This is a genomic window from Aeromonas sobria (assembly GCF_006243315.1).
Lineage (GTDB): Bacteria > Pseudomonadota > Gammaproteobacteria > Enterobacterales > Aeromonadaceae > Aeromonas > Aeromonas sobria_A.
In genome coordinates this window covers 1-23,525 of sequence record NZ_NKWE01000026.1, presented here as the reverse complement: position 1 = coordinate 23,525, position 23,525 = coordinate 1, and the positions used below count along the sequence as shown (strand labels likewise).

Sequence of the window (23,525 nt, the reverse complement as noted above, 5' to 3'; positions counted from 1 at the left end):
CGGCGGATCAACCGGCGGGCCCCCTCCCCGCTCGCCCCATCATGCCATCTGCGCCTCCCTACCCCCTTTCCCGATCCGCACGGCCAAGCCGCCTCTGGTAGACCAGAAACAGCCAAAATCAATATTTAGTCTTGATTTGTGAATTAATTTTCATATATTGAGCCAATCGCTGTTTTTTTATGGAAGAAATATCAAGTGCGTGAACGCGAACCCAGTCTGGTCAATGCCTTTCGGCAATCCACCCCCTATGTCAATGTGCATCGGGGTGCCACGTTTGTGCTGATGATGGGGGGAGAAGCCATCAGCCACCCCAATTTTGCCAATATCGTCAGCGATATCGCCCTGCTGCAGACACTGGGCATACGTCTGGTACTGGTGTTTGGTTCACGGCCGCAAAATGACGAGGCGCTGGCCCATGCAGGCATCGAGGCTCAGTACCACAGACGCACTCGCGTTACCGATGGTGATAGCTTCGCCATCATCAAACAGGTGTGTGGCGGCCTGCAATACGACATCACCGCCCAGCTCTCCATGGGGCTGGCCAACACTCCGATGCAGGGGGCACGGATCAGCGTGGTGAGTGGTAACTTCGTCACCGCCCAGCCACTGGGGGTGGATGATGGCATCGACTTTTGCCACAGCGGCCGGGTGCGCCGCATCGATGTGGAGGGGATCACCCGCCAGCTCGATCAGAAGAGTCTGGTGCTGATCTCCCCCATCGGCTGCTCGGTCACCGGCGAGAGCTTCAACCTCAGCTCGGAAGAGGTGGCCCGCCGGGTGGCGGTCGATCTCAAAGCGGACAAACTGATCTGCTTCAGCAGCACCCAGGGGGTGATGGACAGACGCGGCGAAGCCATCTCCGAGCTCTTCCCCGAGCAGGCCGAAGAGCTGCTGGTGGAGTTGGAGCAGGCGGGAGAAGAGATGTCCGGCACCGCCCGCTATCTGCGCGCCGCCATTGCCTCCTGCCGCGGCGGCGTGCCCCGCTCCCATCTGGTGAGCTATCAGGATGATGGCGCCATGCTGCAGGAGCTGTTCAGCCGCGACGGCCTCGGCACCCAGATCGTGCGAGAAAGTGCCGAGCAGGCCCGCGCCGCCACCATCGAGGATATCGGCGGCATTCTGGATCTCATTCGCCCGCTGGAGGAGGAAGGGATTCTGGTGCGCCGCTCCCGCGAGCAGCTGGAGATGGAGATCGACAAGTTCACCATCATAGATCGCGATGGCCTGATCATCGGCTGCGCGGCGCTCTACTGCTTTATGGAAGAGGCAATGGCGGAGATGGCCTGCGTCGCCATCCACCCCGATTATCGCAACTCCAACCGGGGGGATCAGCTGGTGGCCAAGGTGGCCGAGCGGGCCAAGCGACTCGGCATTCGCCGCTTGTTTGTGCTCACTACCCGCTCCATCCACTGGTTCCGGGAGCGGGGCTTCGATCCGCTGGAAGTGGAAGATCTGCCGGTGGCGCGCCAATGCCTCTACAACTGGCAGCGTCGCTCCAAGGTTTTGTCAAAGACCATTGTCTAAGCCGTTGATTCTGTGTTGAGTTAGCTGACAATTTGAACTTTTTCACAAACTCGATTGACAGTGCAATCCAACGCAAGGTATTTCTAAATGCACTCCACCGCCATGGTGGAGCCAGAAGAGGAGCGCTGCCCAGGCAGCCCGAGGGAGGACGCCAGCGTCCGGTGAACTTGGGTCATGGGGAGCAGCGCCGAGACGAGTGAGGAGACTGGTGACCTCAACGTCGGCTGCGGGGGCTGAATCCCCCGGGTTGTCATCGGTAGTGATCATCCCCCACCGCGCCCTGTCAGGGGCGGTACGGGATGGGCTCTGCAGGTGGAGTGCTTCTGGCCGGGATAGCTTCGTTCATTCCTGCCATTTTCAGCCTCCTCCTCTCTTTTTTGCCCGATGGAACCGGAATCTTAAATTAAGACAGGAGTAAGCAATGAGCCCGATCAATGTCGCCAAGTTTGGCGGAACCAGTGTCGCCAACGCCGCGGCCATGAATAACTGCGCCGATATCGTGCTGGCCAATCCCGCCACCCGGGTGGTGGTGCTGAGCGCCAGCGCCGGTGTCACCAACCTGCTGGTGGCGCTGGCACAAGGGGAGCTGGACGAAGCGGGCCGCGACGAGCAGCTGGCCCAACTGGCCGGGATCCAGCAGGCCATTCTGGCGGACCTCGGCAACCCCGGCGATGTGAGCGCCCTCATTCATGGCCAGCTGGACGAGATCCGCCTGATGGCCCAACAAGCCCACCAGCATACCGATGCGGAGCTGGCGGATCGCCTCATCGCCTGCGGCGAGCTGATGTCTACCCGCCTCTTTACCGAGTTGCTGCGCCAGCGTGGCGTCAAGGCCCACTGGCAGGATGTGCGCCAACTGATGCGCACCGACAGCCGCTTTGGCAAGGCCACCGTCGATCTGGCCACTACCCGCACCCTCTGCCAGCAGACCCTGGGCCCGCAGCTTGGCGACAGCCTCATCATTACACAGGGCTTTATAGGCGCCGACAGCGATGGCCGCACCACCACGCTCGGCCGCGGCGGCTCTGACTACAGCGCGGCGCTGCTCGCCGAAGCGCTCGATGCCGCCAGTATCGAGATCTGGACCGACGTGCCCGGCATCTACACCACGGATCCTCGCCTGGTGGCCCGTGCCCGCCCCATCCCCGAAATCAGTTTTGTCGAGGCGGCCGAGATGGCCACCTTCGGCGCCAAGGTGCTGCACCCCGCCACCCTGCAACCGGCAGTGCGCCAGAATATTCCGGTGTTTGTCGGCTCCGCCAAAGACCCCGCCGCCGGTGGTACCTGGATCCGCGCCAGCACAGATTCAAGCCCGCTGTTTCGCGCCGTCGCCTTGCGCCGCCAGCAGGTGCTGGTGACCCTGCACAGCCTCAACATGTTCCACGCCTACGGCTTTTTGGCCGAAGTGTTCGGCATTCTGGCCCGTCACCGCATCTCGGTGGATCTCATCACCACCTCGGAGGTGAGCGTGTCGCTGACGCTGGATCACACCGGCAGCCAGAGCAACGGCGAGCCGATCCTGAGCGACAAGGTACTGGCCGAGCTGGGACAACTCTGCAAGGTGGAGGTGGAGACCGGTCTGGCACTGGTGGCGCTGATTGGAAACCGGATGAGCGAGGTGAACGGGGTGGGCAGTCAGGTCTTTGACGCCCTGCGCGAGCACAACATCCGGATGATCTGCTACGGCGCCAGCGCCCATAACCTCTGCTTCCTGGTCAAGGAGGGTGAGGCGGGCAATATCGTCAACCGCCTCCATCAGGAGCTGCTGGACTAACCACTTGAGCAAGCTGACCAGATAAGGGTCGCAGAGCGGCATAAAACAGGGCGCCTTTTACTAAACCAGCAAAAGGCGCCCTGTTTATTGGCAGACCCGGTTTTTAGCCAGATCTGTTATTGCACCCTGTATTGAACCGTGCAACTCAAGCGAGAGACGTGGCAGGCAGCTGGCAGGCCACGGCTTCGCGGCGCAGCTGCTGCAAGCGGGCCCGCAGTCCGGTCTGACCCAGCTCAGTTTCTTGAGGTGAGAGATTATCCACCAGCAGCAGATAGTGATCCGTCACCGCCTGCAATAGCCAGTCGAGGCGGCGCAGGGTCAGCGGGCCACAGCTCTTGCCACTCAGATCGTCCGCCACATCGAGCCGGTGACTGCGATACATGTCCCGCCACCAGTTGGCAACCAGCGCCTGGTCGCTCGCCAGCGCGGCACTCCACTCGCCCTGCAAGGTATGCAGTCTGGCCAGCACCGGCGCACTGGCCCCTTCACGGGTAAGGTGATGGATCTCGCGCTTGACCCACTGAAGACAAAGCTCGCGCCAGTAGCGAAACTGCGGCAAGGGATCGGCCTCGTCGAGCCAGAGCCCTGACAGAGTGCGGGTCTCCAGCCGCTCCGGCACATGAAACTGCGGATCGACCAGGCCGTTGGAGTTGTATTCAAGGCGGGGATCGAAGGTCCACATATAGCCAAAATCGAACACGCTGATCTGTTCGCCGTCGTCGAGCAGGTTGCCCGGGCTCGGGTCCCAGTCAAACCAGCCCCAGCGAGCCAGCTCCCCCTGCACCTCCAGCATCTGGGCCAGATTGCGCTCGTTGAGCTGATGGACCGGCACGCCCCGCAGCCAGGGGGAGACCAGCACCCCGGCACGAGCAGAGCCAAAGCTGGTGCAGACCACATGGGAGAGGATGGTGGGATGCAGCTCACGCAGCGCCTCGATTTCGCGCCGCCGCTCCAGCTCGGTCAGGAAGGCAGTCTTGCCATCGAGGTTGGCCACCAGCGAAGCCTGACGGCGCCGCTTGAGGCACCAGTGATGCCCCTCCACCTTGAGGTGAAACACCTCGGCGGTGAGACCGTGGCGATAGACCTTGACCACCGCCGGATGGGTATCCTTCAGTTTGACCAGCTGGGCCAGCGGCAGCGGGCAGTCACGCTCGCGTCCGATCCGGATCTCTTCCTTGCTCTCCAGCATGCGCAGCAATCTGGCCTGACGCGCCATCACTTTAGGATTCATACATGTACCTCCTGTCGCTATTGAGAGACTAAACAGCGCTCCCCTCCCAGGCCAGCGGCAAAACCCCATGATGACGCTTTCATCACATATTCCGTGCAACCCCTCGATCGGGATCACAATTTGCAGGGTTGAACAGTAACCAAATATTCATTAAACGGTCATTAAATTGACAAGCTGGAACAAGGCCCGCACCATCGGGTCAAAACCTATACGGATGAACGATCTCTCCCTCACTCGCTCAAAGGATGAGCTTATATGAATCGTCCCTCCTCAGGCCGCCAACCGGTCCTGAGTCTGCCCTCTGTGGTACTCGCTCTGCTAGGCGGATTGCTGCTGCTGACCCTGCTGTTGCCGCTGGTCAATCCCGGCAGCTGGCTGGGCCGCGCCCAACCGCTGGTGTTGGGGCCTGCCGACAATCCGCTGGCCACCCTCAGCCGCCACGCCCTGCTCTATAAAAGCGACAGCCGTGGCCTCTATCTGGTGGTGCGCAGCCAGTGGCAGTTGCGGGGGCCGCTGCAAGCGGGGGACAAGGTGCGGGTGGAGCTGCTCAACGACAAGGGCGAGCGGATCGATCAGCTCAGTCAGGGGGTGGATAAACGTCAGGTGTGCCGTAACAACCGCTGCACCCTGGATCTCAACAGCACCCTGCGTGCCCCGGACGATGCGCTGGATAGCCGCTATCAACTGCGTATTGGCCTGCTGCTCAAAGATCGCCCCGAGAGCGGCGATTTCAGCCAGATCCTGCAAACCCTGCCGGAGCAGGGCTTCAACCTCACCTATCTGGTGGTGAGCCTGACTCTGGTGCTGGCCCTGAGCGCCGCCGTGCTCAAAACGGTGCTGCCAAAGCTGCGCCGCAGCCTGCGCTGGCGGATCATCGGCAGCCTGCTGCTCGGCAACCTCACCTTCGTGCTGCTGCACGGCTTCGTGGTGTTCAAGCTGGGGGAGTTTCTGCTCTGGTCAGGTTTTCGGCCGGAGCACTACTACCTCGCCTGGGGCAGCATGGTGCTGGGCTGGAGCCTCTGCGCGCTGGCGGGCTTCAACCTCTATATGGGGCTGGTCTTTACCGCGCTTTCCGGCATCGGGTTGCTGGCCAACTTTATGAAGATCGCCATCTACGGCGTGCCGCTCGGCGGGGATGATTTTGGCAACCTGCTGGCGCTGCTGCGGATCCTGCTCGAACAGCACCCCATCCTGCCCATCTTCACCGTTTTGCTGGCACTGTTTCTCTGCTGGCGCTTTGCCCTGTCACGCTGGGTATTGCGCACCGCCGCTGCCACCGTCGCCTTCTTTGCGCTGTGCGTCTTTGCCACCCAGACCGGCAACAAGCTGCTGGGGGCCAACATTCGCTACGTGGATCGCGCGGTCAACTACCACAGGGACATCATCCGCTCCGGCCCCGGCCTCTATCTGTTCAATCTGGTGGACGAGATGCTGCAAAGCGGCAGCGTGTTTCGCTACCCCTTGCAGATCAACGAGCTGACCCCGCAGCTGAGCCACCCGCCCCAAGGCATTGCGCCGCGCTGGGATCTGGTGATCGTGCTGCAATATGAGTCGCTCTGGCTGGACTGGCAGGGGAGGATCTGCGCGCCGGCCCCCACCCTCTCCCTGCCCACCAGCGTGCAGCAGTGGCACAAGACCATCCACTCCCCCACCACCGGCGGCATGACGGTGCTGGCGGAGTTCGAGATGAACACCGGCCTGCCGGTGGGCTTGCTCAAGCAGGGGGTGGTGCCCTACTACTACCTCTCGGAGCAGGTGCCGGGGCTGGCCCAGAGCGCCAGACAGAGCGGCTACCAGACCCTGTTCGCCCACCCTTATGTGGAAAAATTCTGGGGCCGCGCCAAGGCGATCCCGGCGCTCGGCTACCAGGAGCGCTGGTTCGATACCCGCTTCACCACCCTTGAGCACAAGGGGCTCTATATCTCCGACGACGCGCTGATCGACCACCTGCTCAAGCGCAGCGATCAGGATGACAAGCCGCTGTTTGCCTACGCGGTCACCATGCAGGGGCACGGCCCCTTCGATGGCCCTCGCTATCAGGGGCAGGAGCGCAGCGGCGCCTGCCCGAACCAGAGCGAGAGCGACACCCAGCTGCTCAACACCTACTACACCGGGGTGGTGGATGCCATGGCCTCGCTGGAGCGGTTGCTCAAAACCCTAGACCAGTCGGGCAAACGCTATCTGGTGGTGGCTTTTGGCGATCACCAGCCGTTTTTGATGTCCGCCAGCAAGGGCATTCACGGTGACAAACCGGCGCGGGATGCCACCTACCAGATCCCCATGATGGCCTTTGCCCGCGCCGATGATCCCCTCAATCTGGCGACCCAGTTTGCGCCAGTGCGCCAGCTCTACCAGATGGGTCAGGCCACCCGCCAGCTGCTGGCGGGGGATATCACCCCCATCGAAGAGAAGCCCCTGCTCCATCCGGTACTGGGGGAAGAGAAGGGATTCGACCCTTCAAGCCTGGTGCCGCAGATCCGTGCCAGCTTCCAGCCCGATGCCCTGCCCTGATCCCTCCCCACAAAAACAGACAAGGCCGCATCAGCGGCCTTGTTTTTTGACAGCCATTTTTTGACCTTCATGTTTGTTCACATCAGTTGCGCGCTCACCCGCCTTGCCACCAGGGCTCCAGCAAGATGAGTTGCTGGCGGTCGAGATCGAGCGCCACCTCAATCCCCAGTGGCAACGTCAGCATGGGGTGGGTATGGGCGCAATCAAACTCCGCCAGAATGGGGAAATCCGGCTCCCCCACCACCTCCAGCAGGATATCAAGCGGTCGCTTGCCACTGCCCTGATCGTTAAACAGCTCGTGCTTGCCGAGAATAAGGCCGCCGATCCGATCAAACACCCCGCACAGCTTGAGATGGGCAAAGGATCGCTCCACCGTCTCGGCAGATTTCAGGCTGTCCTCCAGCAGCAAAATGTCGCCACGTTCGATGGGCGGCATATAGGGCGAGCCCCAGATCCCCGCCATGGTGTTGAGGTTGCCGCCAATCAGCCGCCCCTCTACCCGGCCAGAGCCGACCGATATCAGCCGATTGGGCTGGCAGAGCTTGGCGCGAGTCTGGTTTTCCCAATCCAGCCGCTCATCAGTCCACTGCACCGGGGTGGGTAGCCGATGAGGCAGCTCCACTTCACCAGCCAATGCAATCTGTAAAAAACTGGCCAGCGTCTCGTCCACCAGCGGTGGCAGCTCACCGAAAGAAGCCACCAGCGCCGGGCCATAGAAGGTAACCAGGCCAGTTTGGGCATGGATGCCGAGCAGCAGCGCCGTCACATCGGAGTAGCCGACGATGATCTTGGGATCACGCCTCAGCGCATCAACATCGAGGTACGGCAGCAGGGAGTTGGAGTTGCTGCCGCCAATCACCGACATGATGCAGCGCACTTGTGGGTCGCGAATGAGGGCGTTGAGCTCTTCGGCCCGCGCAGCAATGGAGCCGGAGCGCCAGTGATCCTGCTGGCCAGTGAGGCTGCCCGCCTTGAGCCGGAAGCCCTGCCCTTCCAGAAACGCCCTGGCACGGGCAAAGCGGTTGGGGGCCCAGCCGGTCGCCGCACTGGAGGGGGAGAAAAAAGCGATGGTATCGCCACGTTTGAGCAGCGGGGGAACCAATAACGTCATGACACACTCATCCTTGCCAATATCCAGCCATCACAGAATCTTTGAGACTCCTACATAACCCCTTTTATCACAACGAGTTTTATCATTAGCGTTTAGAAATACAAAACGCTTTATTCATTATTAACAGATATTCTAAACACCATCACCTTCTTAGAATGACCTCATTGCGATGGCCAACCCCGGTTGGCTATCAAAACGGTCGGCCTGGCAGCCCGGACGTTTTTTCTCCCACTTATCTTTTCTCTCTCACTTATGAGGTGCCTGTCATGAACAAAACCGCATCCCCCAGCGCATTGGTTGTAGAAGGCGGCGCCATGCGCGGCATATTTGCCAGCGGCGTGCTGGATGCGTTTATTGAGCATGACTATCGCCCCTTTGACTTTGCCATCGGCGTCTCGGCGGGGGCCACCAACTTGCTGGCCTACCTTGCCAGCCAGCATGGTCGCAGCCACGACATCCTGACCCAACTGGCCTGCGCTCAGGAGTTCATGGACCCCCTGCGCTTTGCCAAGGGGGGCAATCTGGTGGATATCCACTGGCTGTGGAATACCAGTTGCCGCAAATACCCCCTCGATATCCATACCTATCGCGAGACCGCCATCCCCTTCTATGCGGTGGTGACCAATACCCTGACCGGCAAGGCGGAGTACATCCGGGTCAAGCCGGAAAACATGAACGAGGTGCTGCCCGCCAGCTGCGCCATTCCCCTCGCCTCCCGCGAATACCCGGAGGTGCACGGGGTGCCGATGACAGATGGCGGTGTCGCTGATTCCATCCCGGTGATCGAAGCCTACCGCCGCGGTGCTCGTCACCTGACGGTGATCCTCTCCGAGCCGCTCGGCTACCGGCTCAAGCCGATGCCGTTCCCCTGGATGATCCGCACCCTGCTCAAGACCCGCCCCGCACTGGCCCATGCACTGGAGCAGCGGGATCGCAGCTACAACGAGGCGCTCGATTTTATCGCCAATCCGCCGGATGACTGCCAGATCGAGGTGATCGCCCCGGCCGACTACTTCCCCGTTTCCCGTTTCACCCGCGATATCAACAAGCTGGAGATGGGATACGTGATGGGCAAGTGCGCAGGCTATCAGGCCGCCCTGCTCAATTGATGACAGGCATGACCCGACCTGCCGCGACGCACGCGCCGCCAACACAATAACAATCGGGTCAGTTGAGCAACATGAGTCATAAAAACAGACCGTGGCGAGGCAAGCGCGGCCAGCACCGGTGCCAGACACCTGACCAGCCCGCTCCTCATCCCTATGCCAGGGCATCTCACCCTCATACAAGGTGTTTATTTATGTCGTTTCTTCTCACCCATCCCGCGCTGGCGCAGCTGTTCGAGCGGCTGTTGCCCGATTACCGGATCATGGCGCCCGCGGCCGAATATCGGGGCGGTCGCTTCTCCGACACCGACAACGTCACCTACCACAGCATCCGTCATCCGGCCGATCTGGTGTGGCAGGAGAAGTCCCACTTCTCCCCGAAAGAGGTGGTGCTCCCCATCACCCAGACCCTGTTCCACTTCGACAATCTGGAGCTGCGTGAATCCAAGGTGGAGGCCAAACCCACCCTGCTGTTCTTGCGCAGCTGCGATATCCACGCTCTGCGCAGGCTGGATCAGGTCTACCTGAACAACGGCCAGAACAGCGACGTCTACTACGCCAGACTGCGCAGCAAGCTCAAGTTGGTGCTGCTGGAGTGCCGCGAGAGCTTCGAGAACTGCTTCTGCGTCTCCATGGGCAGCAATGAGACCCAGGACTACGCCGCCGCCATTCGCCTGAGCGATGAGGGTGCCCGTATAGATGTGAAGGATCCCGAGCTGCTCGGCTACTTTGCCGAGCTCGGTGAGCAAGACGAGTTCACCCCGGAATTTGTCCAGAGCAACCCGGTCAAGGTGCGCACCCCGGACAGCGTCTGTGACGACCCCCAGCGGATCCGCCAGATCCTCACCGCCCATCCGGTCTGGGCCGAGTACGACAGCCGCTGCATCGGCTGCGGCCGCTGCACCACCTCCTGCCCGACCTGCAGCTGCTACAGCGTGCACGACCTCACCTATGCGGAGAATCCCAAGCAGGGTGAGCGTCGTCGCCAGTGGGCCAGCTGCATGGTGGATGGCTTCAGCGACATGGCCGGTGGCCACGGTTTTCGTGCCAAGCATGGCGAGCGCCTGCGCTATCGCGCCTTGCACAAGGTCAACGACTACAAGGCCCGTCAGGGGGAGGAGCACATGTGCGTCGGCTGTGGCCGCTGCGACGATCGCTGCCCTCACTACATCTCCTTTAGCAACATCATCAACAAGATGACCGATGTGGTCGAACAGACCATCGCAGCCGACAACGCGCAGGGGGCGAACTGATATGTGCCAGTGCCAACAAACCGCAACAGCAGAACAGCAGCAGGAAGCGGTCGAAAACCGCCTGCTGCCCAAGGCCTACACCATTCTGGCGATCGAGCGCCACACCGAGCTGGAGTGGAACTTTCGGGTCTCCCGCGACTTTGATGTCCACTACGGCCAGTTTGTGGAGATCTCCCTGCCCACCGTCGGCGAAGCGCCCATCTCGGTCTCCGACTATGGCGATGGTTATGTGGATCTGCTGATCCGCAAAGTCGGCAAAGTGACCGATGCGCTGTTTGCCCTCGATGTGGGCGACAAGGTGTGGATGCGCGGCGTTCACGGCAACGGCTACCCGCTGGAGACCTACCGCGACCAGCATCTCATCGTGGTGGCGGGCGGTACCGGTGTCGCGCCGGTCAAGGGGCTGCTGCGCCGCTTCAGCAAACACCCGGAACAGGTGAAATCCCTCGACATGATCCTCGGCTTCAAGAACGAGCAGGCGGTGCTCTATCGCCACGAGATGCCGCTGTGGGCCGAGCAGCAGAACCTCATCGTCACCCTGGACGAGGGCAAGGAGAGCGATCAGTTTCGCATCGGTCGGGTCACCGACTACATCGACCAGCTGGATCTCGCAGACAAAGAGGATATCCAGGTGATCGTGGTCGGCCCCCCCATCATGATCCGTTTCGTGGTGCTCGCCTTCCTCGAGCGGGGCATCCCCAAGGAGCGTATCTGGGTCGACTACGAACGCCGCATGGCCTGCGCCGTGGGCAAGTGTGGCCACTGCCGGATGGGCGACACCTATATCTGCGTGGATGGACCGGTCTTTCGTTTTGACCAGGCCCAGCATCTGATCGACTGAGGGAGAACACCATGAGTCTCGATATCGACATCATCAAGGCCCGCGCCAAGAACGAATACCGCCTCTCCAAGGTGCGCGGTGAGGCGATGATCAGCGTACGCATTCCCGGCGGGATCATGCCCGCCCACCTGCTAGCGGTGGCCCAGCAGATCGCCGAACAGTACGGCAACGGCTTGATCCACCTCACCACCCGCCAGAAGCTGGCGATGCCCGGCATCAAGTATCAGGACATGGACAAGGTCAACGCCGCCCTCGAACCCTTTATCAAGGAGATCGAGGTGGAGACCTGCGGCATCGAGGTGGCGGACACCACTGCCGGTTACCAGACTATCGGCGGGCGCAACATCGTCGCCTGTCAGGGCAACACCATCTGCCAGAAGGGCAATATCGACTGTACCGGTCTGGCCCAGCGGATGGAGAAGCACCTCTACCCCAACCCCTATCACCTCAAGATGGTGATCGCTGGCTGCCCCAACGACTGCGCCAAGGCCAACATGGCCGACTTCGGCATCCTCGGCATTGCCAAGATCAACTTCAATGCCGAACGCTGCATCGGCTGCGGCGCCTGCGTCAAGGCGTGCAGCCACCACGCGGTGGATTGCCTCGCCATCAAACATGGCAAAGCGGTCAAGGAGGAGAGCAAGTGCATCGGCTGTGGCGAATGCGTGCTGGCTTGCCCGACCATGGCCTGGCAGCGGGATCCCAAGCAGCTCTATATGGTCAAGCTGGGGGGACGCACCAGCAAGAAGACCCCCCGTACCGGCAAGCTGTTCCTCAACTGGGTCACCGAAGAGGTGCTGCATGCGGTGATCAAGAACCTGTTCGAGTTCGAGGCCGAGATGCTGGATGGCAAACCCATCTACCTGCACATGGGTCACCTTATCGACCGGGCCGGTTATCACAAGTTCAAGGAGCGGGTGCTGCGCGGCGTCACCCTCAACCCGGAAGCCATGGTCGCTGACCGCATCTTCTGGGCCGAAGATCAGTACGTCGCCAACATGCACGTCAAAGCGGTGCAATAGACAAACCTCGTTTGGGGAAGCGTGATCAAGTGGCCGACACCGGTGGGGATCTGTCGTTGGCCCGGGCGTAGATCACGCGTCCCCTTTTTTATTCCCGTTGGGGGGCCTTTCCCCCAACCATCCAGGGTGCGCCACGGCGCGCCCTGCTATCTCGCCCGGCGCGGCATTGCGAGCGGGCCAGCATCCGGAGCCTGTTATGGACTTTCTCCCTCTCTTCTGTCAGCTGCAAAACAAGCCGGTGCTTATCGTCGGCGGCGGTGAGGTGGCGGTGCGCAAGGCGCGCCTGCTGCTCGATGCCAAGGCGAAGATCACCATCAATGCCCCGCACCTTGAACCCCAGCTGATGAGCTGGGCCGAGCAAGGTCGCCTGACCGTCTGCGCCGCCGATTTTCACCCCGAACTGCTCGATGGCAAGTGGCTGGTGATCGCCGCCACCAACAAGCCAGAGGTCAATCATCAGGTTTTCAGCGAGGCGAGCCTGCGCCAGATCTTCTGCAATGTGGTGGACTCCCCGGCCCACTGCAGTGCCATCATGCCCGCCATCATCGACCGCTCACCGCTGATGGTGGCCATCTCCAGCGCCGGCTCGGCGCCGGTACTTAGCCGCCAGTTGCGGGAGAAAATCGAAGCCATGCTGCCGCAACACCTCGGCCAGCTCGCTACCCTGGCGGGCAAGCTGCGCGAGCGGGTCAAACTCATTCCGGACAAGCTGGCCCGCCGCCACTTATGGGAGCGGCTGTTCCGCCACGATCGCCTCGCCCGCCAACTGGCCCGTGGCCAGCAGCAGGCCGCCGAGCAGAGCGTCAACAAGCTGCTGGAGGAACCACAGCAAAGTCACGGCAGCGTCACCCTGGTCGGCGCAGGCCCCGGTGATGCCGGGCTGCTCACCTTGAGTGGCCTACAGCAGTTGCAACAGGCCGATGTGGTGGTCTATGACCGACTGGTCTCGGAGGAGGTGCTGGCGCTGATCCGCCGCGATGCCGAGCGGATCTTCGTTGGCAAGGAGGCGGGCCGCCACTGCGTGCCCCAGCAGGCGATCAACCAGCTGTTGCTGGAGCAGGCCTGCCTCGGCAAACAAGTGGTCAGGCTCAAGGGGGGTGATCCCTTTATCTTTGGCCGGGGCGGTGAGGAGCTGGAGACCCTGGCCGAGGCAGGCATCCCCTTCTCGGTGGTACCGGGCATCACCGCGGCCTCGGGCTGCGCCGCCTACAGCGGCATTCCCCTCACCCACCGCGATCACGCCCAGCGGGTGCAGTTCATCACCGGCCATGACAAGGAGGGCAATATCGCCCAGGAGTGGTCGGCGCTGGCCGCCCCACGCCAGACCCTGGTGTTCTACATGGGGTTGGCCCATGCCGACCGCATTCAGGATGCACTGCAAACCCACGGCATGCCCGACCACACCCCGGTGGCACTGGTGGAGCAAGGCACCCGGCTCAGCCAGCGGGTGGTGCGCGGCGAGCTGCAGCAGCTTGCCGAACTGGCCCGGCGAGTCAGGAGCCCGAGCCTGATCATCATCGGCTCAGTGGTGACCCTGGCCGACAAGCTGGATTGGTATGGGGAGGCCAATACCATCATCGGGGTCTGATCCGGCCGTCGCGCCAAGGGGCGGGCTAATCCCTTGGCCCTCCAGAGACAAAAAGCAGACACCGGGCAAGCGGTGTCTGCTTTTTTCATCAGCAAGATACGCGTTAAACCGCGCGCCCGTTACTCCAACGTGATGGGGCCGGTGTTCTGGGCATCGCTGTCGTTCCAGTCGCTCTCATTACGAATACGCGGGTCCCCCTGCAAGGTGTAGAGGATGGTGCCCTGACGAAATTGCAGGGCGCCGTCGGTGCGCTTGGCTTTCACCTTGACGCCGTTGACCCACACCTGCTCCTTGCCATCGATCTGAATATTGGCCACGGTGGCACCGGTCTCGCTATTTTTGGCGGTCCACTTGCCCTGATAGGGAGAGTCCCCCTTGGCCATCGGCAGCGCAACCTCCTTGCCCGCCGACCAAGCGCTTACCGTACAGATGCCGTTGGCCCGCTTGTCATGCTTGATGGCGTAATCAACGCTGGGTTCGCTGTCGGCGGATGCAGAGGTAATGCCGATCATGATCTTGCCGCTCTGGGCACTATAGGCGGTCGGCGCATCGGTTTTCAGGGTGGCCTTCTTGCCATTGATAAAGACACTGCCCCCTTGCGACTTGACCTGAATATTCATCGGGCAGCTGGCGGTAAAGTTGGGAACGGCCGCGGCGGCACTACCGGCATAAGCGGCGATGGCCAGGGTGATAACAGTCAACAGAGCAGATTTTTTGTGCATCTTGATACGCCTTCAAAAAATGGTGGTTCAAGCCAGATAATAGTGGTTCAAACATAGTGGCTCAAACAAAGTGGGGTTCATCCGTGAGAGCTGTCGTCCTGATGGCACCTAATCTAGTCCAGCGGTTCAGGGTGACCCAGTTAAAAAAAATAAAAACCGCGCCATTGAGTTATGAAAAAATATAAATGCTTAAAATCATGGCGTTACCATCACTGATGGCATTTTTTCAACGACCCGGCCGCACCTCTTTGCCCGCAGCTTGGCAGCAAAAAAGCCGATAACCCGGTTATCGGCTTTGGCCCGTACCGCTGGCGGCAGGATATCAGACCACCACAGCGGTGCCGCTGATACTGACCATCAGCATGCTGCCGTTTTGCCCCACTACCTCGTAGTCGATATCGATGCCAACCACCGCAGTAGCACCGAGGGCGGCGGCACGCTCTTTCAACTCGTCAAAGGCGATCTCGCGGGCACGGGCCAGCTCTTTTTCGTAGGCGCCGGAGCGGCCACCGATGATGTCGCGGATCCCGGCAAAGAGATCCTTGAAGATATTGGCGCCGAGAATGGCTTCGCCTACCACTATGCCGCGATATTCACGAATGGTTTTGCCTTCCAGCGTGGGGGTGGTCGAGAGGATCATCTTGAACTCCTGTGAGTAACAGAGCGTTCAGACTACCGCAACAGTTGGCAAATCCCAACCCGCCAACCATGGCCATCGACAACCACTGGCGGCCACGAGACCCTGACCATATGGCCGCTGGTCGTGGTCAAGTTCCAGCGGCTCATACCATTGAGTTCATACCACCGGCGCAAGGGTTTCGTGACAGGCTAAAAAGCAATCGCAGCGGCTCACCATTGTCCTTATCCGATACGGTCTTTCCCGACCTGAAACATTCTCAGATAAAAGCGGGCATCGATATGATGGATGCCTGTTTCAGGCCGGCTGAAAGATATTTTTTGCACCGAATCACATCAACCGTGAAGCTTCACTTAATTATCAAACACAAGATATTTAATGGTGGTCTATTTATAAGAAAACAGGCCGCTTATTTTGAGGTTTGATAATGCACAGCGATGGATAAATATCAGCCAACACTTTGCCATAACCACTGTCCGTGAACATTGCGCCATGACCAGGGCACTGACGGTGCCCAGACCACCATTTTGCGCTGCCAGCCACGATTTTAGCGGCTAAAATGCCCCTCGGATAACCACCAGTTATATTCGCTATAAGGCGACAACCTACCCCGAACTGCATAGAGTAAAACGGTTGAAAGCTTATTGTGTGTAATTCCCCGATGGGATAGCCCACCGCCGTAACAATATATGCACAGTAAATTGCTATTTCGGTGTCTGTTTCGGTGTCTGCGCTGATTCGGAATAAAGGTAACAGCACATTATTTATCTGCTTTCATACAGCATTTTTGTGTACTAAATCACATCAAATTAGGAGTGGGAGCCAATAATGGCCATTCATTTAAACAAAATAGCAATGAGCCTTGCATTAATGGCCACTGCTGGTAGTGCCGCAGCAGCCGCCAAACCCAACATTCTTGCCATCATGGGTGATGACATCGGCTACTGGAACATCAGCGCCTACAACCAGGGCATGATGGGCTACCAGACCCCGAACCTGGAACGTATCGCCAATGAAGGCGCGATCTTTACCGATCACTACGGTCAGCAATCCTGTACCGCCGGTCGTGCCGCCTTTATTACCGGTGAAGAGCCTTTCCGTACCGGCCTGCTGACTATCGGCATGCCTGGCTCTACCCACGGTATTCCAGAATGGACTCCCACCATTGGTGATCTGCTCAAAGAGCAGGGTTACATGACAGGTCAGTTCGGCAAGAACCACCTGGGTGACCGTGACCAGCATCTGCCGACCAAGCACGGCTTTGACGAGTTCTTCGGTAACCTCTACCACCTGAACGCGGAAGAAGAGCCGGAAACTTACTACTACCCGAAAGATCCGGAGTTCAAGAAGAAGTTCGGCCCGCGCGGCGTAATCAAGTCTTCTGCCGACGGCAAGATTGAAGATACCGGCCCCATGACCCGCAAGCGCATGGAGCATGCTGACGAGGAGTTCCTCGAATCCTCACTGGCCTTTATGGAGAAAGCGGTCAAGGCCAAGAAGCCTTTCTTCATCTGGCACAACGCCACCCGTATGCACGTCTGGACTCGCCTGCAAGAGAAGTATCAGGGCAAATCCGGCATCAGCATCTATGCCGATGGCATGCTGGAGCACGATGACCACGTAGGTATCCTGCTCAACAAGCTGGACGAGCTGGGTGTCGCTAACAACACCATCGTTATCTACACCACCGACAACGGCGCCGAGACCGGCAGCTGGCCGGATGGCGGTACCACTCCGTTCTACGGCGAGAAGGGCACCACTTGGGAAGGCGGTACTCGCGTACCTCAGCTGGTTCGCTGGCCGGGCGTGATCAAGCCGGGCACCAAGGTCAACGCCATGATGGCGCACCAGGACTGGATGCCAACTCTGCTGGCCGCCGCCGGTGTACCGGATGTGAAAGAGAAGCTGGCCAAAGGCTACAAGGCTAACGGCAAAGAGTGGCGTGTACACCTGGACGGCTACAACTTCATGCCGTACCTGTCAGGTAAAACTGACACTGCACCCCGTAACTCCATGCTCTACTTCTCTGCCAACGGCGAGCTGAACGCCGTGCGCTGGAATGATTTCAAGCTGAACTTCGCGACCATGCAGGGCAACATCACCGATGCCACCCGCGTGATCCCGAACTGGCCGCAAATCATCAACCTGCGCGCCGACCCGTTCGAGAAAGCACCGCACGAGTCAGGTCTGTACATGCGTTGGATGGCTGACAACATGTGGCTGTTCGTACCGGTACAAGGCATCCTGAAAGGGTTCTTCGATACCCTGCCAGGTTACCCGATGCAGCAGAGTTTCCAGATGAACCCAGCCAACATCAGCTCCCAGAGCCTGATGCTGCAGGGCAAGCTCGCCGAGCTGGAAGCACTGAAGCAGAAAGTCGCCACCATCAAGTAAGACGGTGACTCCAACGCCCATCACTCTCTGGTGGGCGTTTTCAATTTCCACATGGCTCGTCCCGAACCCTGTGAAAATTGAAAACCCGTTGACTCGTCTGTCAAACATCTCTCATCGCCTCGTTATCTGCACTGGAAATCCCTATGAACCCCTTGCAACAACAGATCTCTCAACTCATCGAACAGGTTGGTCAAAGCGTGGTCGGCCAGTCCCATGTGATCCGCGCCCTGGTGATTGGTCTGCTGACCAATAGCCATGTACTCCTCGAAGGCTTGCCCGGTACCGCCAAAACCCGCTCGGTCAAGGCGCTGGCCCAAGCCCTCAATGCCAGCTTCGGCCGCATTCAGTTCACCCCCGATCTGCTCCCCTCCGATGTGACCGGCACCGAGATGTATCAGGAGCATGAGGGTGCCCACCAGCTGCGTTTCCAGCCCGGCCCCATCTTTAACAGCATTGTACTGGCCGATGAAGTGAACCGCGCCCCGGCCAAGGTGCAAGCAGCTCTGCTGGAAGCCATGGCCGAAGGCACGGTCACCGTGGGTGACAAGAGCCATCGCCTGCCCGAGCTCTTTATGGTGTTGGCCACCCAGAACCCCGTCGAGCAGGAGGGCACCTACCCGCTGCCAGAAGCCCAGATGGACCGTTTTGCCCTCAAGGTCTCGGTCGCCTATCCCGATGATGAAGCCGAGCTTGCCATCATTCGGCTGGTGCGAGCCGAAGAGCGGGGTAACCGCCAGCAAGGCGACCATTTCGCCCCCCTCTCCCCCGAGCTGATTTTGCAGGCCAGAGCAGAGCTCTCGGCCATGACGGTATCGCCGCTGGTGGAGCACTACATCATCGGGTTGGTGATGGCCACTCGCCATCCCGACCGTTACCCAGGCACAGGGTTGCCCCAGTGGATTGCGGTCGGTGCCAGCCCCCGCGCCTCTATCTCGCTCGACAAATGCGCCCGTGCCTACGCCTGGCTGCAGGGCCGCAACCATGTGCTGCCGGATGATGTGCGGGCCATGGTGCCCAGCGTGCTGGGCCACCGTTTTACCCTCAGTTACGACGCACTGGCAGACGGGGTTGATCACCAGCAGGTGGTGATGGCGCTGCTCGATCACGTTGTCATCGGGTAAGCCATCCTATGGATCACCGTACCTTGCCCCATGGCGCAACGCCCCCCCAGCCAGATCCACGGATCCACTGTGACTACTTGCGACTGGTCCGGCTGCAGAGTCTGGTCGGGCAGTTTTCCCTGCTGCCACGACTGAACAGCGGCAGCGTGTTGTGTGGTCGCCATCAATCCCGTTTTCGTGGCCGTGGTCTCAACTTCGAGGAGCTGCGTCACTACCAGCAAGGGGACGATATTCGCACCCTGGACTGGAAGGTGACCCTGCGCACCGGCCGACCCCATGTTCGTAGCTACAGCGAAGAGAAGGATCGCCATGTGATCCTCTGCGTTGATCAGCGCAGCAGCATGTTCTTCTCCTCGGTCGAGGTGATGAAGTCAGTGGTGGCCGCGGAAGTGGCGGCCCTGCTTGGCTGGCAGGTGCTTAAAGAGAACGATCGGGTCGGGCTTGCCATCATGCGCAGTGACGGCGTGGAGTGGATGCGCGGACAGCGCTCTCGCGGCCACTGGCTGGCCCGCTTGCGCCAGCTCTGTGCCGCCAACCATGCCCTCTCGGTCAGCAGCCACGACCACGAGGCAACGGGACTGGCGCCGCTGCTGGCCATGCTGGGCCGCCTCAAGCTCAAAAATGCCACCTTGATCTTTTTGAGCGACTGGGCGGGCGTCACCGACGCCGATCTGACCCGCCTCGGCTATTTGCAGCAGCATAACGATGTGCTGGCACTGCACATCGCCGATCCCCTCGAATCCACCCTGTCTGGCACCGCCTCTGACGCCAGCTGGGTGGTCGGCAATGGTCAATACCAGCTCAATATCGCCCCGCATCAACTGCCCCTGCTGGATCAGGGTCTGGCGTGCCAGCAGCAGCTGAAAAAAGATCAGTTGGTGCGGCTGATGGCCAGCAAAGGATTGCCCCTGATCACCCTCGACACCAGTGGCCACCACCTCGCCCATCTCACCACCGCATTGGGAGGAAATCACCGATGATCCACAAGTTGCCCGGCACCTATATGCTGCGTGAACTGCAGGATGTGACTGTCCTGCCAACCATCAGTTGGCAACCCCAAACCGCTGGCTGGGTACTGCTGGCCATGATCCTCGGGTCACTGGCGTTGCTCTGGATCTATCACAGGGTGCAACTGTGGTGGCAACAGCGCTACCGCCGTGAGGCGCTGGCCGCCCTGCGCACCCTCAACTGGTCCAATACCGGCACCAGCCTGACGCTGTTTCACATCATCAAAGAGGTGTTGACCCATCTCTCACCCGGCTACGCCAAGCTGTTCGGCACTCCCCTGCTGCAGACCCTCGACAGCGCCATGCCTGATCGCCAAACCCGCTTCGCCACCGAACTGGGTGAGCGCTGGCTGGTGTCGCTGGTGTGTGATCAGGTGGTGCTGAGTGTCAGCGATCAGCTCTGTCTGGTCTCCCTGTGCAGCGACTGGCTGCAACATCATCAAACGCCATGCCCCAGCGCTGCGCTGACGGTGGAGGCTCGTCATGCTTGATGCCGGTCTCGAGTTTGCCCACCCCCACTGCTTCTGGCTGCTACCCCTGCCCTTGCTGGTGTTTCGCCTCATTCCGGCCTATCGCACCCGGCAAAGTGCCATCAAGGTGCCCTTCTTCGAGCTGCTGGTCTCCCTGCTGGACGAACCGCCGCAAGAGGGGGCAACCCAGCTCACCGCCAGCTGGTGGCAACGGATCGCGCTGCTGCTGGTCTGGCTGATGGCGGTAGTGGCGCTGGCCAAACCGACCATCTATGGACCGCCCCAGGTACGGGAGCGGTTCGGGCGGGATGTGATGATAGTGCTGGATCTCTCCGGCTCCATGGCCGAAACCGACTTCTCACCGGATCCCGGCAAGCCCATCAATCGGCTGGAGGCGGCCAAAGGGGTACTGACCCAATTTGCCGCCAAGCGCCAAGGTGATCGGCTGGGGCTCATCCTGTTTGGTGATGCCGCTTTTATTCAGGCACCGTTTACCGCCGATCTCGACACCTGGCAGACCCTGCTGCAAGAGACCGATGTGGCCATGGCGGGCCAGAGCACCCATCTGGGGGATGCCATCGGGCTGGCTATCAAGGTATTCAACCAAAGTGATCGCAATGAGCCAAATGCCCAGATGGCCAGCAAACGGGAGAAGGTCGCCATCATTCTCACCGATGGCAACGACACCGGCAGTTTCGTCAGCCCCCGCGATGCGGCCCGGGTGGCCGCGGTCAACGGGGTGCGGCTGCACACCATCGCCATGGGAGATCCGGCGACCGTTGGCGAACAGGCACTCGATCTCGATACCCTGCAGCAACTGGCAACCCTGACTGGCGGCCAGCTGTTTCAAGCCCTCGACCAGGCCGCGCTGGCGCAGGCCTATCAGGTGATCGATACCCTGGAACCGCAACGCTACGAGAGCACCCATTTTCAGACCCGCGAAAGCCTGCACCACTACCTGATTGCCGCCAGCGTCGGCCTCTATCTCGGTCTCTTTTCCCTGTTGACCCTCAGGCGCTACCGCCTGCGCCCTGCTCGCCAAGGAGACACCCCATGATTGATACCCTGTTCTGGCAACAGCTCTGGTTAAATGCCCACTTTCTGCGCCCCTGCTGGCTGCTTGCCTTTATCCCCCTTGTCGCCATCATACTGCTGCGCTGGCGCATGGACGACGCGAGAAACTGGCAACAGCGACTGCCATCTCATCTGCGCAAGGCCTTGACCCTGGGGGAAGAGGGCTGGAAAAAGAACCTGCCCCTCAAGATGCTGGCACTGATCATGGGGTTGGCCATCCTGATCTGCGCCGGCCCGACCTGGAGCCGTGAGCCCTCCCCCTTTGGCGAAGATCAGGGCGCGTTGCTGATCCTGCTCGATAACAGCGACTCCATGCTGGAAGAGGATATCGCCCCCAACCGGCTGGCCCGTGCCAAACAGAAGATCGGTGATCTGCTGGCTACCCGCAGCGGTGGGCGCACCAGTCTAGTGGTATTTGCCGGCTCAGCCCATACCGCCATGCCGTTGACCCGCGACAATACGGTGTTCACCCCGTTTCTCGCAGCCATCAGCCCGGCGATCATGCCCAAAGCAGGCAAGCACACCGAGCAGGTGATCCCGCTGCTCAGCGAGCAGCTGGCCGATGAAGCTGGCAGCACCGTCTTGCTGGTCAGTGACGGCATCAGCCCGTCGGCCATTGCCCCACTGGCGGACTATTTCAAAGCGCAATCCCATCAACTGTTGATCCTGGCGGCCGGTGATCCGGCGCTCAGTGGCAAACGCCCGCTGGAGCTGGCCTCACTACGGCGACTGGCGAGCGACAGCAACGCCACCCTGCTCACCATGACGGTGGATAATGACGATGTAGATAGCATCAACCGGGCGATTGCTCGCCACTTCTTGATCCACAGCGACTCCCTGATGCCCTGGCATGACATCGGCTACAACTTGCTGTTTCCGGTTGTTGCCCTGTTGCTGCTGTGGTTTCGCAAAGGGTGGCTGGTGCAGTGGGGTCTGGTGGCGGCAGTCAGCCTCTCCCTGCTGCAAGCGGCACCGGCGCACGCCACCACCTTTTCGCTGGCCCCCGCAGAGCCCACCGAGCCTGCGACCAATCACTGGGTAGAGGAGCTGAAACAGCAGTGGCTCGATCTCTGGCTCACCCCGGATCAGCAGGGGCAGTGGTACTTCCAGCGCGGCGACTATCTGGAAGCGGCCAAACGCTATGAAGATCCCCTCTACAAGGGGGTGGCCTACTACTATGGCGCCGAATTTGCGCTGGCCCAGTCGGCCTTTTTGCAAGCCGATACCGAACAGGCGCTGCTCTATGCGGGCAATGCCCTTGCCAGACAACGGGAGTATCTGGCGGCCCGCCGGCTGTTCCAGCAACTGGCTGACGATGCGCAAGACCCGGCCGTGCGTCACGCCGCCGCCCAAAACTATAAGGTGATGAGCGGGATCGTCGACGAGATCAACCGCGCCAGCCAGAGCCAGACCGGGACACCGGACGGGCCTGATCACTCCCGTGAGTTGCCCGAAAATGAACCACGCACCGCCGAAGGGGCCGAGGAGAAAGTTGCCGCCGCCCTGATGGAGCGCGAGACCCTGACCGCGGACCAGATCCTGGCCAATCCGGCCCAGGCCGAAAAGTGGCTGCGCCGGGTCGAATCCGACCCCGCTGATTTTCTGCAAGCCAAATTCCGCCTGCAGTTACACACGCGGCAGACTCAGGCGCTATCACGCCCTCATCCCGCAGCCACCACCGAGGAGCCTGCCCATGTGCAACAGGCGCAATAATATTTGCCGCTGGCTGCTCGCCACGACCACAGTGCTGAGCACCCTGCTGCTGGCCCCGGTTACTCTGGGGGCAGAGCCGCAACCTGCGACCCAGATCACCCTGAAAAGCTGGCTGAAAGATCAGCCAGCGGAACATGGCCCTTATGCGGTCAACCAGCAGATCACCCTCTATCTGGAACTGGCCACCAACCGCTGGTTTACCGCCGGTACCCGCATCAGCCAGTTCGAACTGCCCGGGGTGATGGTCAAGCAGCGCAGTGACATGGCCACCAACTTCACCCAGCGCCAGGACGGGGAGACCTGGTCGCACCAGCGCTGGGAGTTGAGCCTCTATCCCCAGCAATCTGGCCAGTTCGAGATCCCCGCCATTGCGGTACGCGCTACGGTTGCCCGCCCCGAAGGGGGCTCCCGGCAGATCACCCTCAC

Annotated in this window: 20 protein-coding genes and 1 riboswitch; of the genes, 16 read left to right on the top strand and 4 right to left on the bottom strand. The window is 60.6% G+C overall.

All coding sequences use genetic code 11. From position 1 onward, the window contains the following. The first annotated feature begins 195 nt into the window (after positions 1-195). Together argA and lysC are read left to right on the top strand one after the other, a co-directional pair. The gene (gene argA, locus CF137_RS08695; protein ID WP_139718750.1) at positions 196-1,524 is read left to right on the top strand and encodes an amino-acid N-acetyltransferase; all 1,329 of its coding nucleotides are present in this window, start codon (positions 196-198) and stop codon (positions 1,522-1,524) included. A 107-nt stretch (positions 1,525-1,631) separates the two neighbouring features. Continuing rightward, positions 1,632-1,855: riboswitch (Lysine riboswitch) on the top strand. Between the two features lie 90 nt (positions 1,856-1,945). After that, positions 1,946-3,298: a lysine-sensitive aspartokinase 3 gene (gene lysC, locus CF137_RS08690; protein ID WP_139718749.1), complete on the top strand. Its 1,353-nt coding sequence runs from the start codon at positions 1,946-1,948 to the stop codon at positions 3,296-3,298. Positions 3,299-3,443: 145 nt separating this feature from the next. Here the strand turns inward: lysC and CF137_RS08685 are convergent, their stop codons facing one another. Further along, positions 3,444-4,529, bottom strand: a complete 1,086-nt coding sequence (locus CF137_RS08685) for a protein kinase family protein (protein WP_139718747.1) — start codon at positions 4,527-4,529, stop codon at positions 3,444-3,446. 255 nt (positions 4,530-4,784) lie between these two features. Between CF137_RS08685 and CF137_RS08680 the strand changes: the two genes are divergently transcribed. Next, positions 4,785-7,040, top strand: a complete 2,256-nt coding sequence (locus tag CF137_RS08680; protein ID WP_139718746.1) for an LTA synthase family protein — start codon at positions 4,785-4,787, stop codon at positions 7,038-7,040. A gap of 94 nt (positions 7,041-7,134) precedes the next feature. Here the strand turns inward: CF137_RS08680 and CF137_RS08675 are convergent, their stop codons facing one another. Beyond that, the gene (locus CF137_RS08675; RefSeq protein ID WP_139718744.1) at positions 7,135-8,151 is read right to left on the bottom strand and encodes a S66 family peptidase; all 1,017 of its coding nucleotides are present in this window, start codon (positions 8,149-8,151) and stop codon (positions 7,135-7,137) included. Between the two features lie 266 nt (positions 8,152-8,417). On the opposite strand from CF137_RS08675, the gene CF137_RS08670 reads away from it, so the two are divergent. The 5 genes from CF137_RS08670 (at position 8,418) to cysG (ending at position 13,961) form a co-directional block, all read left to right on the top strand. Then, positions 8,418-9,260, top strand: a complete 843-nt coding sequence (locus CF137_RS08670; RefSeq protein WP_101324459.1) for a patatin-like phospholipase family protein — start codon at positions 8,418-8,420, stop codon at positions 9,258-9,260. Between the two features lie 191 nt (positions 9,261-9,451). Further along, complete coding sequence (gene asrA, locus CF137_RS08665; RefSeq protein WP_139718743.1) at positions 9,452-10,510, top strand: anaerobic sulfite reductase subunit AsrA; 1,059 nt, start codon at positions 9,452-9,454, stop codon at positions 10,508-10,510. Between the two features lies 1 nt (position 10,511). Next, complete coding sequence (gene asrB / locus CF137_RS08660) at positions 10,512-11,351, top strand: anaerobic sulfite reductase subunit AsrB (protein ID WP_139718741.1); 840 nt, start codon at positions 10,512-10,514, stop codon at positions 11,349-11,351. An 11-nt stretch (positions 11,352-11,362) separates the two neighbouring features. Next, positions 11,363-12,373, top strand: coding sequence for a sulfite reductase subunit C (asrC, locus tag CF137_RS08655; protein WP_101347425.1), 1,011 nt, complete (start codon positions 11,363-11,365; stop codon positions 12,371-12,373). A 196-nt stretch (positions 12,374-12,569) separates the two neighbouring features. Continuing rightward, the gene (cysG, locus tag CF137_RS08650; RefSeq protein WP_139718740.1) at positions 12,570-13,961 is read left to right on the top strand and encodes a siroheme synthase CysG; all 1,392 of its coding nucleotides are present in this window, start codon (positions 12,570-12,572) and stop codon (positions 13,959-13,961) included. 119 nt (positions 13,962-14,080) lie between these two features. Here cysG and CF137_RS08645 read toward each other — a convergent pair whose 3' ends face one another. After that, entirely contained in the window at positions 14,081-14,683 is a 603-nt protein-coding gene (locus tag CF137_RS08645; RefSeq protein WP_139718738.1) for a hypothetical protein, read from the bottom strand. Positions 14,684-15,005: 322 nt separating this feature from the next. Beyond that, complete coding sequence (locus CF137_RS08640; protein ID WP_042019164.1) at positions 15,006-15,323, bottom strand: heavy metal-binding domain-containing protein; 318 nt, start codon at positions 15,321-15,323, stop codon at positions 15,006-15,008. A 68-nt stretch (positions 15,324-15,391) separates the two neighbouring features. Here CF137_RS08640 and CF137_RS08635 point away from each other — a divergent pair, with 68 nt between their 5' ends. The 8 genes from CF137_RS08635 to CF137_RS08600 form a co-directional block, all read left to right on the top strand. After that, complete coding sequence (locus CF137_RS08635) at positions 15,392-15,745, top strand: hypothetical protein (protein ID WP_139718736.1); 354 nt, start codon at positions 15,392-15,394, stop codon at positions 15,743-15,745. 430 nt (positions 15,746-16,175) lie between these two features. Then, positions 16,176-17,714: an arylsulfatase gene (locus CF137_RS08630; protein WP_232790185.1), complete on the top strand. Its 1,539-nt coding sequence runs from the start codon at positions 16,176-16,178 to the stop codon at positions 17,712-17,714. 143 nt (positions 17,715-17,857) lie between these two features. Then, the gene (locus tag CF137_RS08625; protein ID WP_101347429.1) at positions 17,858-18,835 is read left to right on the top strand and encodes an AAA family ATPase; all 978 of its coding nucleotides are present in this window, start codon (positions 17,858-17,860) and stop codon (positions 18,833-18,835) included. A gap of 8 nt (positions 18,836-18,843) precedes the next feature. Further along, positions 18,844-19,815, top strand: a complete 972-nt coding sequence (locus CF137_RS08620) for a DUF58 domain-containing protein (RefSeq protein WP_139718734.1) — start codon at positions 18,844-18,846, stop codon at positions 19,813-19,815. After that, positions 19,812-20,333 carry a DUF4381 domain-containing protein gene (locus CF137_RS08615; RefSeq protein ID WP_101324454.1) on the top strand — a complete coding sequence of 174 codons (522 nt, stop codon included), beginning with the start codon at positions 19,812-19,814 and terminating at the stop codon, positions 20,331-20,333. Before CF137_RS08620 ends, CF137_RS08615 begins: the two co-directional genes overlap by 4 nt. Next, positions 20,326-21,369, top strand: a complete 1,044-nt coding sequence (locus CF137_RS08610; RefSeq protein ID WP_139718732.1) for a vWA domain-containing protein — start codon at positions 20,326-20,328, stop codon at positions 21,367-21,369. The genes CF137_RS08615 and CF137_RS08610 overlap by 8 nt, the downstream gene beginning before the upstream one ends. Beyond that, complete coding sequence (locus tag CF137_RS08605; RefSeq protein ID WP_139718730.1) at positions 21,366-23,099, top strand: VWA domain-containing protein; 1,734 nt, start codon at positions 21,366-21,368, stop codon at positions 23,097-23,099. The genes CF137_RS08610 and CF137_RS08605 overlap by 4 nt, the downstream gene beginning before the upstream one ends. Continuing rightward, positions 23,080-23,525, top strand: a 446-nt coding sequence (locus tag CF137_RS08600; protein ID WP_139718729.1) for a BatD family protein, incomplete at its 3' end; no start/stop codon positions are given. The genes CF137_RS08605 and CF137_RS08600, both read left to right, overlap by 20 nt.

Bases quoted from the DNA above. Each gene is read 5' to 3' on its own strand.
- cysG (WP_139718740.1), top strand. From the start codon at position 12,570: ATGGACTTTCTCCCTCTCTTCTGTCAGCTGCAAAACAAGCCGGTGCTT.
- lysC (WP_139718749.1), top strand. From the start codon at position 1,946: ATGAGCCCGATCAATGTCGCCAAGTTTGGCGGAACCAGTGTCGCCAAC.
- CF137_RS08625 (WP_101347429.1), top strand. From the start codon at position 17,858: ATGAACCCCTTGCAACAACAGATCTCTCAACTCATCGAACAGGTTGGT.
- CF137_RS08610 (WP_139718732.1), top strand. From the start codon at position 20,326: ATGCTTGATGCCGGTCTCGAGTTTGCCCACCCCCACTGCTTCTGGCTG.
- asrA (WP_139718743.1), top strand. From the start codon at position 9,452: ATGTCGTTTCTTCTCACCCATCCCGCGCTGGCGCAGCTGTTCGAGCGG.
- CF137_RS08645 (WP_139718738.1), bottom strand. From the start codon at position 14,683: ATGCACAAAAAATCTGCTCTGTTGACTGTTATCACCCTGGCCATCGCC.
- CF137_RS08680 (WP_139718746.1), top strand. From the start codon at position 4,785: ATGAATCGTCCCTCCTCAGGCCGCCAACCGGTCCTGAGTCTGCCCTCT.
- CF137_RS08620 (WP_139718734.1), top strand. From the start codon at position 18,844: ATGGATCACCGTACCTTGCCCCATGGCGCAACGCCCCCCCAGCCAGAT.
- CF137_RS08685 (WP_139718747.1), bottom strand. From the start codon at position 4,529: ATGAATCCTAAAGTGATGGCGCGTCAGGCCAGATTGCTGCGCATGCTG.
- CF137_RS08670 (WP_101324459.1), top strand. From the start codon at position 8,418: ATGAACAAAACCGCATCCCCCAGCGCATTGGTTGTAGAAGGCGGCGCC.
- asrC (WP_101347425.1), top strand. From the start codon at position 11,363: ATGAGTCTCGATATCGACATCATCAAGGCCCGCGCCAAGAACGAATAC.
- CF137_RS08635 (WP_139718736.1), top strand. From the start codon at position 15,392: ATGGCCATCGACAACCACTGGCGGCCACGAGACCCTGACCATATGGCC.
- CF137_RS08605 (WP_139718730.1), top strand. From the start codon at position 21,366: ATGATTGATACCCTGTTCTGGCAACAGCTCTGGTTAAATGCCCACTTT.
- CF137_RS08615 (WP_101324454.1), top strand. From the start codon at position 19,812: ATGATCCACAAGTTGCCCGGCACCTATATGCTGCGTGAACTGCAGGAT.
- CF137_RS08675 (WP_139718744.1), bottom strand. From the start codon at position 8,151: ATGACGTTATTGGTTCCCCCGCTGCTCAAACGTGGCGATACCATCGCT.
- CF137_RS08640 (WP_042019164.1), bottom strand. From the start codon at position 15,323: ATGATCCTCTCGACCACCCCCACGCTGGAAGGCAAAACCATTCGTGAA.
- asrB (WP_139718741.1), top strand. From the start codon at position 10,512: ATGTGCCAGTGCCAACAAACCGCAACAGCAGAACAGCAGCAGGAAGCG.
- CF137_RS08630 (WP_232790185.1), top strand. From the start codon at position 16,176: ATGAGCCTTGCATTAATGGCCACTGCTGGTAGTGCCGCAGCAGCCGCC.